General features: G+C 48.5%; 11 protein-coding genes, 1 other RNA gene and 2 other annotated features (1 of these 14 cut by a window edge). Of the genes, 10 read left to right on the top strand and 2 right to left on the bottom strand.

Going from position 1 to position 14783, the window contains the following annotated elements; all coding sequences use genetic code 11:
- Positions 1-515 precede the first annotated feature (515 nt).
- Positions 516-2066, bottom strand: coding sequence for an N-acetylmuramoyl-L-alanine amidase family protein (locus AC3AQ9_RS06195; RefSeq protein ID WP_488306552.1), 1551 nt, complete (start codon positions 2064-2066; stop codon positions 516-518).
- Between the two features lie 116 nt (positions 2067-2182).
- Positions 2183-2429 (top strand) — a binding site (T-box leader).
- A 52-nt stretch (positions 2430-2481) separates the two neighbouring features.
- Between AC3AQ9_RS06195 and hisS the strand changes: the two genes are divergently transcribed.
- From hisS to AC3AQ9_RS06175, 4 genes are all read left to right on the top strand, one after another.
- On the top strand, positions 2482-3747 hold the full coding sequence (hisS, locus tag AC3AQ9_RS06190; RefSeq protein WP_488306551.1) for a histidine--tRNA ligase: 1266 nt from the start codon (positions 2482-2484) through the stop codon (positions 3745-3747).
- A 216-nt stretch (positions 3748-3963) separates the two neighbouring features.
- Positions 3964-5748 (top strand): aspartate--tRNA ligase, encoded by a 1785-nt coding sequence (gene aspS, locus AC3AQ9_RS06185; protein ID WP_488306550.1) that lies wholly within the window; start codon positions 3964-3966, stop codon positions 5746-5748.
- A gap of 45 nt (positions 5749-5793) precedes the next feature.
- Positions 5794-5979: non-coding RNA, 6S RNA (ssrS, locus tag AC3AQ9_RS06180), on the top strand.
- 107 nt (positions 5980-6086) lie between these two features.
- A complete protein-coding gene (locus AC3AQ9_RS06175) occupies positions 6087-6851 on the top strand; it encodes a tRNA threonylcarbamoyladenosine dehydratase (protein WP_488306549.1) in 765 nt (254 codons plus the stop codon).
- 298 nt (positions 6852-7149) lie between these two features.
- On the opposite strand, the gene AC3AQ9_RS06170 is transcribed toward AC3AQ9_RS06175, so the two are convergent.
- Positions 7150-8436, bottom strand: coding sequence for a replication-associated recombination protein A (locus AC3AQ9_RS06170; protein WP_488306548.1), 1287 nt, complete (start codon positions 8434-8436; stop codon positions 7150-7152).
- A gap of 133 nt (positions 8437-8569) precedes the next feature.
- On the opposite strand from AC3AQ9_RS06170, the gene cymR reads away from it, so the two are divergent.
- From cymR to AC3AQ9_RS06140, 6 genes are read left to right on the top strand one after another with little or no spacing between them, the layout of a single operon-like run.
- Positions 8570-8986 (top strand): cysteine metabolism transcriptional regulator CymR, encoded by a 417-nt coding sequence (gene cymR / locus AC3AQ9_RS06165; protein ID WP_488306547.1) that lies wholly within the window; start codon positions 8570-8572, stop codon positions 8984-8986.
- A 13-nt stretch (positions 8987-8999) separates the two neighbouring features.
- Positions 9000-10133 (top strand): cysteine desulfurase family protein, encoded by a 1134-nt coding sequence (locus AC3AQ9_RS06160; RefSeq protein ID WP_488306546.1) that lies wholly within the window; start codon positions 9000-9002, stop codon positions 10131-10133.
- A gap of 14 nt (positions 10134-10147) precedes the next feature.
- Entirely contained in the window at positions 10148-11266 is a 1119-nt protein-coding gene (gene mnmA / locus AC3AQ9_RS06155; RefSeq protein ID WP_488306545.1) for a tRNA 2-thiouridine(34) synthase MnmA, read from the top strand.
- 14 nt (positions 11267-11280) lie between these two features.
- Positions 11281-11940, top strand: a complete 660-nt coding sequence (locus AC3AQ9_RS06150; RefSeq protein WP_488306544.1) for a tetratricopeptide repeat protein — start codon at positions 11281-11283, stop codon at positions 11938-11940.
- A 23-nt stretch (positions 11941-11963) separates the two neighbouring features.
- On the top strand, positions 11964-14405 hold the full coding sequence (recD2, locus tag AC3AQ9_RS06145; RefSeq protein WP_488306543.1) for an SF1B family DNA helicase RecD2: 2442 nt from the start codon (positions 11964-11966) through the stop codon (positions 14403-14405).
- On the top strand, positions 14402-14611 hold the full coding sequence (locus AC3AQ9_RS06140) for a hypothetical protein (protein ID WP_488306542.1): 210 nt from the start codon (positions 14402-14404) through the stop codon (positions 14609-14611). Before recD2 ends, AC3AQ9_RS06140 begins: the two co-directional genes overlap by 4 nt.
- 17 nt (positions 14612-14628) lie before the next feature.
- Positions 14629-14783 (top strand) — a binding site (T-box leader) (it continues 56 nt past the right edge of the window).

Below are 14783 nucleotides of genomic sequence, written 5' to 3'. Positions count from 1 at the left end.
TTGCGGAGCATGTATTAAGTGAACATAACAAAAAAACAGCTTAGGAGAACGAATTCTCCCGTGCTGTCAAGCTGTCGAGAAATTCTCGGCAGCCTTTTTCATTGCGCTCCAGGGCGGACGCTTTCCGTGGGGAGCGGCCTGAGCCTCCTCGCTCGCTGGCGCTCCCTGCGGGGTCTCAGGACTCGCTCTATTCCCACAGGAGTCGCCGCCTTTCGCTGCATTCAGCTACGTTTCAGCATCTTTTTGATTCTCTAAAAACGGTGATTGTTCGCGAAAGCTCTCTAATGTTTGTATCTGCTCTCCAGATATGGAGCCAACCAGCGGAGACGCCTGCGGGAAAGCGAGACAGCCGAGACCCTGCAGGAGCGCAGCGACGAAGCGGCTTGGCGCTCGCCCGCGGCAAGCGGAGCTGGTTGGCGGAATATCGGTTAAGGGATAATCACTAATGCAAATTTAGACTTTCTCAACAAGCTGGCAGCACAGGAGAACAAATTCTCCCGTGCTGTTTTATTTCACTATTCCAATTGTGCATCAAAGTAATTGACGATGCCGGTATACAAGCCAAGTGCCGCTTGTTCTTGGAATTTTGTCGCCGTCACGATGCGCTCGTCATTGTAATTGCTCAAATAGCCCAGTTCAATCAATACGGCAGGCTGTCGGTTCTCACGCAGCACGAGATAATTGCCTGGCTGGACGCCGCGGTTGCGCAAGTCGATTTTTCTGCTGAGCCCCGAGTTGATGGCTTCAGCCAAGGGTTCCTGATAATCATGCAAATAATAAGCGGTGAAACCGGAGACGCTATTGTCCTCTGTGGCATCATAATGGATGCTGATAAAGGCATCGGCTGCCACTTGATGCCCAGCAGCAACCCGCTTCCGCAAATCGACGTAGCTGTCGGATTGCCTTGTCAAGATGACGTCCGCACCAGCAGAACGCAGATGGTGCGACAGCGTCTCCGCGGTTTGCAGTGTCAAATCTTTTTCTTTCGTCTTCCGGACGCCGACCGTGCCGCCGTCATTGCCTCCATGGCCAGGATCGAGGACAATCGTCAACCCGTTCAATGTGCCTTTTTTGCGGGAAGGCTGTTCTTTTTCTTCATTTTCTTCGGCTGCAGCTTCACCGCTGGTCACAACCCAAGTGGCGATAAAAGCAGTAGTGCCATCCGGCAATGAAACCTGATACCAGTCACCGTTTTGCTGGACCACTGCTAACTCGTCACCGGCATCCGCACGGCTGACTACACTGGAAGCCGTTGACGGTTCAGACCGCAAATTTGTGCCATTTGTAATGACTGTTACGGTATTTGATGTGTCTGCTGAAGTTTTCTTCACCGCTTTAGCGGATTGGTCAGACATATGCCCGTGGAAGGCATACACCCAGCCGGTTTGATCACCAGAAATCTGGATTTCAACCCAGTTGCCATTCATAGACTCCACAGGGAAGACTTCTCCTTTTTGGACGGTCGCTTTCACTGAGGAACTGAGATCGGGCTTTTTTCGGACGTTCAAAGCATCTACGGCAATTTCGAAAGAAGAAACGCCGCTAGTTGCAAGGGCCGGTTTTTCAGCTGTTGGTTCGGAAATGCTTATGTATTGTTTTGATACAAACCCGCGTGTATTCCGGAAATCAACTTCAATCCATTCGTCTGCTTCGCTGATCACCGTTGCCTGGTCTCCGGCATTCATTTGCCCGAGAACAGAAGCCGAAAGGTCTGGCTGCGAGCGGACATTCAAGCGGTCCACGTTAGAAACGGCGGTCTGTCCCGCAGCTTCAGAGTTACCTGATTCGGCACCGGCAGTCAGCCAAGAAGCGATCCATCCTTGTTCACCACGAACCGCTACTTTTAGCCAATCACCACTTTGGGACAGTACAGATACTTTTTCCCCTTTTGAAAGTGATCCCGAAACGCTATACGAAAGTCCAGGCCCGGTCCGTACATTGACGGTCGATCCTGTAATTTCAACATTTTCGGTTGCCGCAAGTGCTTCTTCTGCAACCGGGTCAGAAAATACTCCCGATGCCAATAAAATAAATAAAATAAAGGCAATAAGCCATTTGCGGTTCATTTAGCACCTCCTTAAATTTCGGTCTATTTGTATTATTAAAAAAATCCGGGCATTTGTCAAAAAAGGTTGACAAGTTTTGGGGGAGTCCTTAAGATTAAGTTTATTATACTTATATAAATTTGCTGATGACGAAGAAAGTAGTTGCAAGATTGGCTGAAAAGAGAGGGGAAGTCCTGGGCTGTAAACTTTCCTGCAGGGGTCTGTAATGAAAAACACTTTAGAGGCTTTTTTCTGAAAGGCGGAAGTTTTCGCTTATTAGGAAAAAACGGAACCGGCCGTTACCCGGAATGAGAGGATGCCGGAATAGTTGGCATCAACTAGGGTGGAACCGCGGAAGCTGATATAAAAGCTCTCGTCCCTTGCGTAAGCAAGGGGCGGGGGCTTTTTTGTATGGAAAAATAAAGGAGTGAAATCGATGAACATTCAAGCACCACGCGGCACATACGATGTGTTGCCGGACCAGTCCGCCAAATGGCAGGAAATCGAACAAAAAATCAATGAGCTATGCCGGCTTTATCAATACAAGGAAATCCGCACGCCGATTTTTGAACATACGGAGCTATTCCAGCGCGGCGTCGGCGACACAACTGATATCGTACAAAAAGAAATGTATACTTTCCAGGACCGTGGCGACCGCAGCTTGACGCTGCGTCCGGAAGGCACGGCTTCTGTTGTCCGTTCTTTTGTGGAAAATAAATTATTCGGCTTGCCGGATCAGCCGGTCAAACTTTTCTATACAGGCCCGATGTTCCGCTATGAGCGCCCGCAAGCTGGACGCATGCGCCAGTTCGTGCAATTCGGTGTGGAAGCGATCGGTTCAAAAGATCCGGCGATCGATGCCGAAGTCATTTCGCTGGCAATGGAGCTTTACCGTTCCGTCGGCTTAAAACAGCTGCGCTTAGTTCTTAATTCTCTTGGAGATACAGAGAGCCGCATGGCACACAGAGAAGCTTTGGTAAAGCATTTCGAACCGCGCATTGAGGAGTTCTGCAACGACTGCCAGACACGGCTTGAGAAAAATCCGCTGCGCATTCTGGATTGCAAAGTGGACCGCAACCACCCATTGATGGCGACGGCTCCTTCGCTGGCTGATTATTTAAATGAAGAATCGCAGCAATATTTCGGCCAAGTTAAAGTGTATCTGGAAGAGCTCGGCATCGATTATGTGGTGGATCCGAATTTGGTGCGCGGTCTGGATTATTATAACCACACCGCTTTTGAAATCATGAGCGATGCGGAAGGCTTCGGAGCCATTACGACGCTGTGCGGAGGCGGGCGCTATAACGGCCTGGTGGAAGACCTGGGCGGACCAGAATCGCCGGGGATCGGCTTTGCAATGAGCATCGAGCGGTTATTATTGGCTTTGGAAATGGAAAAAGTCGAAATTGGCCAGTCGCAGAACCTGGAAGTTTACGTGATTGCCATGGACGATGCTTCAAAGAAAAAAGCCTTCAGCATTATCCAGGAGCTGCGCTCAAATGGCATTTCAGCGGATATGGACTATACTGGCCGGAAACTGAAAGCACAGATGAAGTCTGCAGACCGTAAGGGAGCTGGTTACGTGATTGTAATCGGTGAGACGGAAATGGCAAGCGGCCAAGTGGCATTGAAAGAAATGGCGACTGGCGAACAGCAGCAGGTTGCTTTCGCAGATATTGCTGAAACGATTAAGAAAAAATAAGAGGTTCACCCTTTATTCCTGCTACGGACGCTTTGGGTATAGCTTACGCAAGAAGCCAGGAAGACCAGCTGTCTTCTTGCTTCGCCTAGCCCCTGGACGCGCCTTCGCTGGATGAGCTTTTTAGAAAAGAGAGAATTATTGAGATAGCTCTTTGAGGATTGCTCACTTTAAGGATTTAGATAGAGAATAAAGATTATAAATTTTGGAGGAATAGATATGTCGAGAACGCATTATAGTGGGGAAGTCACCGAAGCGGCCATTGGCCAGCGCGTATCATTAAAAGGATGGGTGCAAAAACGCCGCGATTTGGGCGGATTGATCTTTGTCGATGTCCGTGACAGAAGCGGCATCGTCCAAGTGGTTTTCAATCCTGAAATTTCCGAAGAAGCAGCAAAAATCGGGGAAACCTTGCGCAACGAATTCGTGGTGCATATTGACGGGCTGGTTGTTGCCAGAGCAGAAGGGCAAATCAATCCAGCGATGAAAACCGGGACAGTGGAAGTGCAAGTGGACCACGCAACGATTATCAACGCAGCGAAAAACCCGCCGTTTGCAATCGACGACAACACAGAAATCAGTGAAGATTTGCGCTTGAAGTACCGGTACTTGGATCTTCGCCGCCCGGCAATGTTTGAAACGTTCAAAATGCGCTCTGATATTACAAAATCGGTTCGCCGGTTCCTGGATGAAGAAGGCTTCCTGGAAGTTGAAACGCCGATTTTGACGAAATCCACTCCAGAAGGGGCACGTGATTATTTGGTGCCAAGCCGTGTGCACGAAGGCGAATTCTACGCGCTTCCACAATCACCGCAATTGTTCAAGCAAATGCTGATGGTGTCCGGATTCGATAAATATTATCAGATTGCCCGCTGTTTCCGTGATGAGGATTTGCGTGCTGACCGCCAGCCGGAATTTACGCAAATCGATATGGAGATGAGCTTCAAATCAATGGAAGAAATCATCGAAATGAACGAACGGTTGATGGTCCGGATGATGAGCGATGTCAAAGGCATCGACATCGAACCGAAATTCCAGCGCATGAGCTATACCGAAGCGATGGACCGTTACGGTTCGGATAAGCCGGATGTGCGTTTTGGCCTTGAATTAATCAACGTTTCCGACTTAGTAAAAGATTCTTCATTCAAAGTGTTTGCTGGAGCGATCGAGAACGGCGGACAAGTGAAATTGATCAACGTCAAAGGACAGGCTGCCAACTACTCACGCAAAGATATCGACGCACTTGGCGAGTTTGCTGCAGTTTACGGAGCGAAAGGATTGGCTTGGCTGAAAGTGGAAGCTGAAGGCATCAAAGGGCCGATCGCAAAATTCTTCGAAGGCGAAGCGGCTGCTGCTTTGACTGAACGTGCGCAAGCTGAATCAGGAGACCTTCTTTTATTCGTAGCGGATTCTTCGGCAGTTGTTGCTGATGCGCTAGGAGCTTTACGTTTGAAATTCGGAAAAGAACTTGGCTTGATCGACAACTCCCAGTACAAATTCCTGTGGATCACGGACTGGCCGCTGTTTGAATACGATGAAAAAGAAGGTCGTTATTTTGCGGCTCACCATCCGTTCACGATGCCGTTTGAGGAAGACCTTGAGATCTTGACAACAGAACCGCAAAAAGTCCGTGCGCAAGCATATGACCTTGTATTGAATGGCTATGAACTGGGTGGCGGCTCATTGCGTATTTACCGCCGTGATATCCAGGAAAAAATGTTCCAAATGCTCGGATTCTCGGAAGAAGAGGCGCGTGCGCAATTCGGTTTCCTGATGGATGCATTTGAATATGGAACACCTCCGCATGGCGGAATCGCTTTTGGTCTGGATCGCCTCGTTATGCTATTGGCAGGACGCACGAACTTGCGTGACACCATTGCTTTCCCGAAAACCGCCAGCGCCAGCGACTTGCTGACAAATGCTCCAAGCCCGGTTTCTCAAGCGCAGCTTAAAGAATTAAGCCTATCCGTAAGTATTCAGAATAATGAAAAAGCACCAGAGTAAATATCTTGTGCAAATAAATAAGGTGTGCTAACATACAAGTAGTAGAGAATCCTGATGTGTTCGTTTTAAGCTATTCAGTTTTGACCCAACATTTTGTCGTCGGGAGACCAGATTTCATCATGGCTAACATGCCTCTAAGGGGAAGTTATAAGTGATGGGGAGGTCACCCACCTGCTAGAAGCGGGTTCAAAAACGATATGCAACAACAAGGACGGCACGATCGGGATTCTCCATTATTTTAACTTTACGCCCTTCGGCAATTTGTCGGAGGGTTTTTATTTGTGTATAATTCCTAATAGACAGACGTATCATCTTTGAATTTGAAGGGCAGGGAAATCATGTTACATCAATTTTCACGAAATGAATTAGCAGTAGGCAAAGAAGGAATCGAATTACTGAAAGGTACAACAGTAGCTGTACTTGGCGTCGGCGGAGTAGGTTCTTTCGCTGCTGAAGCGTGTGCCAGAAGTGGCGTAGGGCGGATTATACTGGTTGACAAAGATAATGTCGACATCACCAATATCAACCGCCAATTGGTCGCCAACTTATCAACCGTCGGCAAATCAAAAGCCGGTGTGATGAAAGACCGCATTGCAGACATCAACACGGAATGTGAAGTGATTTCTTTACATATGTTTTACACGGAAGAAACGTATGAAGAGTTTTTCAGCTACGAGCCGGATTATGTCATTGATGCATCCGACACGATGATTTATAAAGTCCATTTGATGCAGGAATGCTACAAGCGTGGAGTCAAAATCATTTCAAGCATGGGTGCTGCGAATAAAACCGACCCGACGCGTTTCCAGATTGCTGATATTTCTAAAACACATACCGATCCATTAGCAAAAATCATTCGCAAAAAATTACGCGAAGCCGGAATTCGCAAAGGCATTCCGGTTGTGTTTTCTGATGAAAGCCCGATCGTGATACGCGAAGACGTTGTAGGTACAGTCGGCAAGCCGGATGCAGCTATCCGCAAAGCAAAAATGCCGCCAAGTTCCAATGCGTTCACGCCGTCAACTGTCGGCTTGATCTGCGCCAGTTGGGTAGTCAACGATATCACCCGTTCGATTCCAATTGAACGCGTGCGAAATAATTAAAGAAAAGCCGGCTCGCAACTTGAGCCGGCTTTTGTTTGGGAATTTGTATGAGATATTTTGAACGCTTATAAAACTTTTTTAACGCACATAGAAAGACGGATGCCAAAAGAAAGAGCGCTTTTCGCTGGCGAAAAGCATCAAAATTGGTCTTGAAGTTTGGTTTTGGTTGTCGAATTTTGTTGAACGCAAATAAACCTTTCGCGAACGCAAATAAAAGTTTTTAAACGCAAATAAAACCTCTATGAACGCAAATAAAATAAGAAAAAGCCTTTCCGCGAACGAAAATGGCTTTTTCTCATCATTTTTTCTTCCGGAACGACTTCAGTTTCTCGTAAATTCCAGCATATTTCTTTTCCGCACCGGCGATGACCGGCTGATAATACTCCGCGGACTTCACTTCTTTCGGCAAATAATCCTGGTCGACCCAGCCGCCGAACGATCCAAGCGGCGTATCGTGCGGATATTTATAGCCGCCGTGCCCGAGTTCGGCTGCACCGGCGTAATGTCCGTCGCGCAGATGCATCGGGATATCGCCGGTATCACCTTTGTTGATTGCGGCAATGGCTGCATCAATCGCTTTGTAGGCGGAATTGGATTTTTCCGACAAGCACATTTCAGCGACGGCTTGGGCGAGCGGAATGCGGGCTTCCGGCAAGCCAAGACGGTCTGCCGCTTGGCAAGCAGCCAGCACATGGCCGCCAACTTGCGGGTTGGCGAGGCCGATGTCTTCGTATGCCATAACCAGTAAACGCCGCGTCACAGCGGTCAAGTCGCCATTCTCCAGTAAATGCCCCAAATAATACATGGCGGCATTCACATCGCTGCCGCGCACCGATTTTTGCAGGGCGGACAGCAGGTTGAAGAAATGGGAGCCTTTTTTATCACCAAAAACGCCAACACGTTTAATCATCTGTTCAACCATTTGGTCTTCAACGATATATTTGCCGTCGCGTTCATCTGAAGCGACAACGATCGATTCGAGCATCGTCAATGCTTTGCGGGCATCTCCGTTGGTGCCGTCGGCGATGCGTTCGACTTGCGCCGGTGATATTTCAATCTCATAATTGCCAAGCCCGCGTTTTGGATCGGTTAAGGCGTTGTTCAAAAGCTGGACGATGTCTTCATGTGTCAGCCGCTTGAGCTGCTTGATTTCGCCGCAGCGGGAGCGGATCGCCGGGTTGACGTCATGGAATGGATTTTCAGTGGTCGCCCCGATCAGCACGATTGCGCCGCTTTCAACATGCGGCAATAGCGCATCTTGCTGGAGCTTATTGAAACGGTGGATTTCGTCCAAAAACAGCAGGACTTTTCCGGTGATGCGTGCTTCTCCGACCACTTCTTCGACATCTTTTTTTCCGGATGTTGTGGCATTCAATGCGATGAACGGCAGTTTCGAAGTACCGGCGATGGCGTGGGCGATGGATGTTTTGCCGATTCCCGGCTCGCCGTACAGCAGCAGTGACGGCACATGGCCGTTCTGTATCATTTTATATAATGCCGTATGCGGTCCGATGACATGTTGCTGTCCGACAACTTCATCGATTGTCCGCGGACGCATGCGAAAAGCTAAAGGTTCGTTCTGCAAATCAAAAACTCCTTCCGTACATTCGTTCTATCAGTATATCGTTTCACCAAATAAAAGTCATTGCAAGTCCATTTCACGCAACTATGATATACTATTTTGAAGAATAATTGGAATCTGATTCAGGGGTGTAATAATGAAAATATCAACCAAAGGCCGTTACGGTTTAACTATTATGATCGCGTTAGGAAAACATTATGGAGAAGGTCCGATTCCGCTCCGCAAAATTGCAGCGGAATATGATTTGTCTGAAGCTTATTTAGAGCAGCTTGTCGGGCCGCTTCGAAATTCCGGCCTGGTTAAAAGTGTGCGCGGCGCATATGGCGGCTATATGCTGACGCGTTCACCGAAAGAAATTTCAGCCGGTGATGTCATCCGTGTCCTCGAAGGGCCGATTCAGCCGGTTGAAGGCATCGAAGACGAGGCGCAGCCGCAGCGTGAATTATGGGTCCGCATCCGGGACGCAGTGAAAAATGTACTGGACACGACTACGATTGAAGATTTAACCAAAACGCAAGACACCGATAACGAAAACTATATGTTTTATATATAAGGAGTCAGTCAAAATGAATCGAATTTATTTAGACCATGCGGCCACTTCTCCGATGCATCCGGAAGTGGCTGATGTATTTTCACAAGCGCTCGGGACGGTATTCGGCAATCCATCGAGCATCCACGGAACGGGAAGAATCGCGCGAAAAGCATTGGATGATGCGCGCCGCATTTTTGCGAAAAGCATCAACGCCGATGACCCGGAAATCATCTTTACGAGCGGCGGAACGGAAGCGGATAATTTCGCGATTTTCGGTACGGCGGCCAAAAAGCACGGAAAACACATCATCACTTCTGCCATTGAGCATCATGCCGTTCTCCACGCTTGTGCTAAATTGGAAAGCGATGGCTATGACATCACGTATTTGCCAGTTGACAAAAACGGCCTCGTGCGAGCAGAAGACGTGAAAAATGCACTGAGGGACGATACAATTTTAGTGACCATCATGCTGGGCAATAATGAAATCGGAACCGTCCAGCCTATTGCAGAAATTGGTGAGCTCTTAAAAGATACCGATGTTACGTTCCATACCGATGCTGTCCAGGCATACGGCGTTTTGCCGATTGATGTGGAAGGGCTGCATGTGGATCTGTTGTCAGTATCTGCCCATAAGCTGAATGGACCGAAAGGCATCGGCTTTTTATACCAGCGCAAAGGCACGCCGCTCGCTCCGTTATTATATGGCGGGGAACAGGAACGGAAGCGCCGCGCAGGAACTGAAAACGTCCCGGCCATCACGGCGTTCGCCAAAGCGTTGGAAATTTCACTCGCGACGATGGAGCAGAAGCAAACTGCCTACCAGCAGTATAAAGAAATTTTCAAAAACGTCCTCCGGCAGGAAGGCGTTGAATTCAAGGAAAACGGCATAAACCAGATGCCGCATATCCTGAACCTCAGCTTGCCTGGAATCGACATCGAGTCGTTTCTCGTCAACTTGGATCTTGCCGGAATTTCGGCATCCAGTGGCTCCGCTTGTACAGCAGGGTCGATTGATCCATCGCATGTTCTCGTTGCCATGTACGGCGAACAGGCGGAAGAATTGCGAAATTCGATCCGCTTCAGCTTTGGCATCGGCTTGGCCGATGAACACATAACAGAAGCTGCTGAAAAGACAGCTAAAATCAGTAAGCGCTTGGCGCTAAAATGAAAAGGTGATTATAAATGACTGCGAAAGCACCACAAGATACACGTGTTGTCGTCGGCATGTCCGGAGGGGTCGACTCTTCGGTTGCCGCGTATTTATTAAAAGAACAGGGCTATGACGTCATCGGGATCTTCATGAAAAACTGGGACGACACCGATGAAAATGGCTTCTGTACAGCAACGGAAGATTACGAAGATGTGATCCGTGTCTGCAACCAAATCGGCATTCCGTATTATGCCGTCAACTTTGAGAAACAGTATTGGGATAAAGTGTTCACATATTTCCTGGAAGAATACAAAGCAGGGCGCACCCCGAATCCGGACGTGATGTGCAATAAAGAAATCAAGTTCAAAGCATTTTTGGAGCATGCACTGAGCCTCGGTGCGGATTATTTGGCGACCGGCCATTATGCGCAAGTCCAGCATATGGAAAATGGCGAAACGAAAATGCTGCGCGGCAAAGACAATAACAAAGACCAAACGTATTTCCTCAACCAATTGAATCAGGAGCAATTGACGAAAGTCATGTTCCCGATCGGCCATATGGAAAAGAAACGGGTGCGTGAAATCGCACTTGAAGCCGGGCTTGCGACTGCTACGAAAAAAGATTCCACTGGCATTTGTTTTATTGGTGAACGCAATTTCAAGGAATTTCTCGGCCAATATCTTCCGGCACAACCCGGTTCGATGGAAACGCTGGACGGCGTGAAAAAAGGAAGCCATGACGGCTTGATGTATTACACCATCGGCCAGCGCCAAGGCCTTGGCATCGGCGGAGCAGGAGACCCGTGGTTTGTTATCGGCAAAGACTTGGAAAAGAATATTTTATACGTCGGCCAGAACATCAATCATGAAGCTTTGTTCTCTGACAGCCTGACAGCAGTAAACTTGAGTTTCACTTCTGATACGGCTCCAACTGGTACATTGAAATGCACAGCGAAATTCCGTTACCGTCAAGCGGATGTCGGTGTTACCGTTGAATTTAAAGGCGAAGAAGCGATTGTGACCTTTGACGAACCCGTTCGTGCCATTACACCGGGACAAGCGGTTGTTTTTTATGACGGCGAAGAATGCCTGGGCGGTGGAACCATCGACCGTGTGTTTAAAAACGGTGCTCGTTTAGAATATGTAGGTTAATAGGAGAGACGATGATGAATTATAACGAAATCGGCATTCAAGCCCTTCAAGAAGGCAATACCGAAGAAGCCATCAAAGCGTTTACGCAGGCGATTGAAGAAGAGCCGAACAATCCGCTTGGCTATATCAATTTCGGCCATGTACTGACATCAATGGACGATGTGGAGCGGGCGGAGCGTTTTTTCCAAAAAGCGATTGTGCTGGACGAAACTTCTGCTACCGCTTATTACGGCTTGGCAAATCTGTATTTCAATGTGGAGCGCTATGCAGAAGCATTGAAACTGTATGAGAAAGCGGTGAAATACGGACTTGAAGGAGCGGACGCGCATTTTATGATCGGCAAATGCTTCGAGAAACTGGAGCAGCCGAAACTGGCGCTTCCGTATCTTCAGCGTGCGGTCGAATTGGATCCGAATGATGCCCAGGCGCGTTTGAGCTACGGCATAACGCTTGCTTCGATGGAATTGTTCGAGCTGGCGGAACCGCAATTTCTGGAAGTGCTTGCGCAGGATTCGGAGCATGCGGATGCGCATTATAACCTGGGTGTTCTTTACGCGGTATCCACAGACCGTGTCCAAGATGCCATGCATCACTTGAAACAAGCTTATACACTCGATGAACGCAATGAAATGGCGCGTTACGCTTATGATATGATTGCTTCAAAACTACAATAAAACTGTGAAAGGAGACGGCAAATATGACCGGACAAATTGATTTATTCCATGAAGAAGCACAATTCGTGTTGGGTCGGCCAGTCGTCTCGATTTTTCACAATCCCCAAAATCTATTTTCCATCGCCAAAGTGAAAATCCAGGAAACCAATACCTCTTATCCAGAAAAGGAAATCATCGTTTCTGGCTATTTCCCGAAACTGTCGCTTGAGGAACAATACCGTTTTACGGGGGCTGTGAAAAATCATCCGAAATATGGTGTCCAGTTCCAAGTCAAAACTTTCACGAAAGAAGTTCCGGAAACCGAACAAGGCATCATCCATTATTTGTCGAGTGACATGTTTAATGGCATCGGCCGCAAAACGGCAGAGACAATCGTCAAAAAACTAGGCAAAGACGCCATCAAAAAGATTTTGGAAGACCCGGAAGCGCTTGATGTCGTACCGCGTCTGTCAGATGACAAAAAAGATACAATCCGTTCGACGCTTCAGATGAACCTGGGGTTGGAGCGGGTCATGATCCAGTTGAACGACTGGGGATTCGGTCCGCAAGTCGGCATGCGCATATACCAGGCGTACCGCGAAGAAACCATCGATATCCTGACCAAGAACCCTTATCGGCTGATTGAAGAAATCGAAGGGATCGGGTTCCAGCGCGCCGATGAACTGGGCGCAAAACTCGGCATTACCGGCAGCCACCCGGACCGTATTAAAGCTTCGATCCTGCATTTATTGAACCAGGCGTCGCTGTCGGAAGGCCATGTCTATGTCGATGCTAAAACATTGATTCCACTCGTTAAAGAAATGCTTGAAATAAACCCGCGAGATGAAATACCGATTGAATTGATTTCAAAAGCGATGATTGAGTTGAATGAAGAAGGCAAAGTGGCAGGGGAAAAAACCCGGCTTTATTTGCCGTCGCTTTATTATTCAGAACTGGGCATCGCAACGAAACTGGAAACGATGCTGGCTTCCCAAGCGAAACGCGACCGCTTTCCGGCATCGGAAGTAAGGCGTGCACTCGGTGAAGCGGAAGAACGGCTCGAGGTGAATTATGCCGAAACGCAAGTGGAAGCCATCGAAAACAGCATCAATTCGTCGGTCATGATCTTGACCGGAGGGCCAGGAACCGGGAAAACAACGGTTGTCCGCGGCTTAGTCGAAGTGTATGCCGAGCTCCATGGCTTGTCGCTCGATCCAAAAGAATATGCCAAGAAAAAAGAGCCGTTCCCGATCATTCTGGCGGCGCCTACAGGGCGGGCAGCCAAACGTCTCAGTGAATCGACGGACCTTCCAGCGATGACGATCCATCGTTTGCTGGGCTTTAACGGACAGGAAAAAGAAGAAGAAACCGAACGGGATATCGAAGGCCGCTTGATCATCATCGATGAAATGTCGATGGTCGATACTTGGCTGGCGCATCAATTGCTGAAAGCCGTGCCTGAAGATGCCCAGATCATTTTTGTCGGGGACCAGGATCAATTGCCGCCAGTCGGACCAGGCCAAGTGCTGCGCGATTTATTGGAATCAAAACGCATTCCGACAGTCGAGTTGACCGATATTTACCGGCAGTCATCCGGATCTTCGATCATCGAACTGGCCCACCAAATGAAAGTCGGCCAGCTGCCGGATGATATCACCGCGAAAACAGCGGACCGTTCGTTCATTAAAGCGGGACCCGATCAAGTTTCGGAAGTAGTCGAGAAAGTGGTGAAGAGTGCCCTTGCAAAAGGGCATTCCATCAAAGACATCCAAGTGCTGGCGCCGATGTATAAAGGCCCGGCCGGCATTGATGCACTCAACCGCATGATCCAGGAAATGGTCAACCCGAATAAAGACGGCAAGCGGAAAGAGCTCGTCTTCGGCGACATTACCTACCGCATCGGCGACAAAGTGCTGCAGCTTGTCAACCAGCCGGAAAGCAATGTTTTTAATGGCGATATGGGAGAAGTCGTCGCCATCATGAAAGCGAAAGAAACGGTCGAGAAGCAGGATATGCTCGTGGCTTCTTTCGACGGCATTGAAGTGGAATACCAGCGCAGCGATTTGAACCAGCTGACGCTCGCATATTGCTGCTCGATTCATAAATCACAGGGTTCGGAATTTCCGACGGTGATCATGCCGGTTGTCCGCAGCTATATGAAAATGCTGCGCCGCAATTTATTGTATACGGGAATCACGCGAAGCAAGGATTTTCTGATTCTATGCGGCGACCCGCAAGTGTTCCGCTACGGCGTTGAGCGGACTGACGATGTCCAGCGCATGACGACCTTGAGAGAACGCCTGCAATTGCCTGAAGAAGAAACGGCTGCCACAGAAGCGGAATCAATCGCCGCCGAAACCAAAGAGCCGGCGGAAAAAGTTAAAGAACCGGCCGGCCCGGTGAGTTTGACTGCAGAAAACGCCAACACGATCCATCCACTGATCGGCATGGAAGGCATCAAGCCGCAGGATTTTCTTGAAGCATGAAAAAGCGCCCATCGCGGGCGCTTTTTTCAGGTAGAATCGTATTTTCTCTCCAATGGATCGTATTTATGCCGTTGCTGGTCGTATTTTTCTCATTACTGGTCGTATTTCAGGCGCAACTGGTCGTATTTTCAAAAAGGCTGCAAGGCTTTATGGAATACGACCCAACAATCGTCTCTATTGACACGGCCAAGCTTTTTTCTATATAATTCTAACTATACTAATAAACAACACCTAGATGGAGACAGTATAAAATTCGCATCCGCTTAGAAAAAGGTTCCCCGGCTGAAAGAACCTTCGATATGCAGTTTTAGAAAGCTACTCCGGAGTGCAGCTAATCCCTGCCGTAAAGCCGCGTTAAGGCGTAATGAGAGACATGGG

Source organism: Planococcus sp. VCh962 (genome assembly GCF_057748275.1).
Note: the sequence above shows the minus strand (reverse complement) of the source record. Positions and strands in the feature narration are given on the sequence as shown.

What these genes read in the sequence shown, in the direction of transcription:
- AC3AQ9_RS06195 (WP_488306552.1), bottom strand. Translation starts at nt 2,066, where the DNA reads ATGAACCGCAAATGGCTTATTGCCTTTATTTTATTTATTTTATTGGCA.
- hisS (WP_488306551.1), top strand. Translation starts at nt 2,482, where the DNA reads ATGAACATTCAAGCACCACGCGGCACATACGATGTGTTGCCGGACCAG.
- aspS (WP_488306550.1), top strand. Translation starts at nt 3,964, where the DNA reads ATGTCGAGAACGCATTATAGTGGGGAAGTCACCGAAGCGGCCATTGGC.
- AC3AQ9_RS06175 (WP_488306549.1), top strand. Translation starts at nt 6,087, where the DNA reads ATGTTACATCAATTTTCACGAAATGAATTAGCAGTAGGCAAAGAAGGA.
- cymR (WP_488306547.1), top strand. Translation starts at nt 8,570, where the DNA reads ATGAAAATATCAACCAAAGGCCGTTACGGTTTAACTATTATGATCGCG.
- AC3AQ9_RS06160 (WP_488306546.1), top strand. Translation starts at nt 9,000, where the DNA reads ATGAATCGAATTTATTTAGACCATGCGGCCACTTCTCCGATGCATCCG.
- mnmA (WP_488306545.1), top strand. Translation starts at nt 10,148, where the DNA reads ATGACTGCGAAAGCACCACAAGATACACGTGTTGTCGTCGGCATGTCC.
- AC3AQ9_RS06150 (WP_488306544.1), top strand. Translation starts at nt 11,281, where the DNA reads ATGAATTATAACGAAATCGGCATTCAAGCCCTTCAAGAAGGCAATACC.
- recD2 (WP_488306543.1), top strand. Translation starts at nt 11,964, where the DNA reads ATGACCGGACAAATTGATTTATTCCATGAAGAAGCACAATTCGTGTTG.
- AC3AQ9_RS06140 (WP_488306542.1), top strand. Translation starts at nt 14,402, where the DNA reads ATGAAAAAGCGCCCATCGCGGGCGCTTTTTTCAGGTAGAATCGTATTT.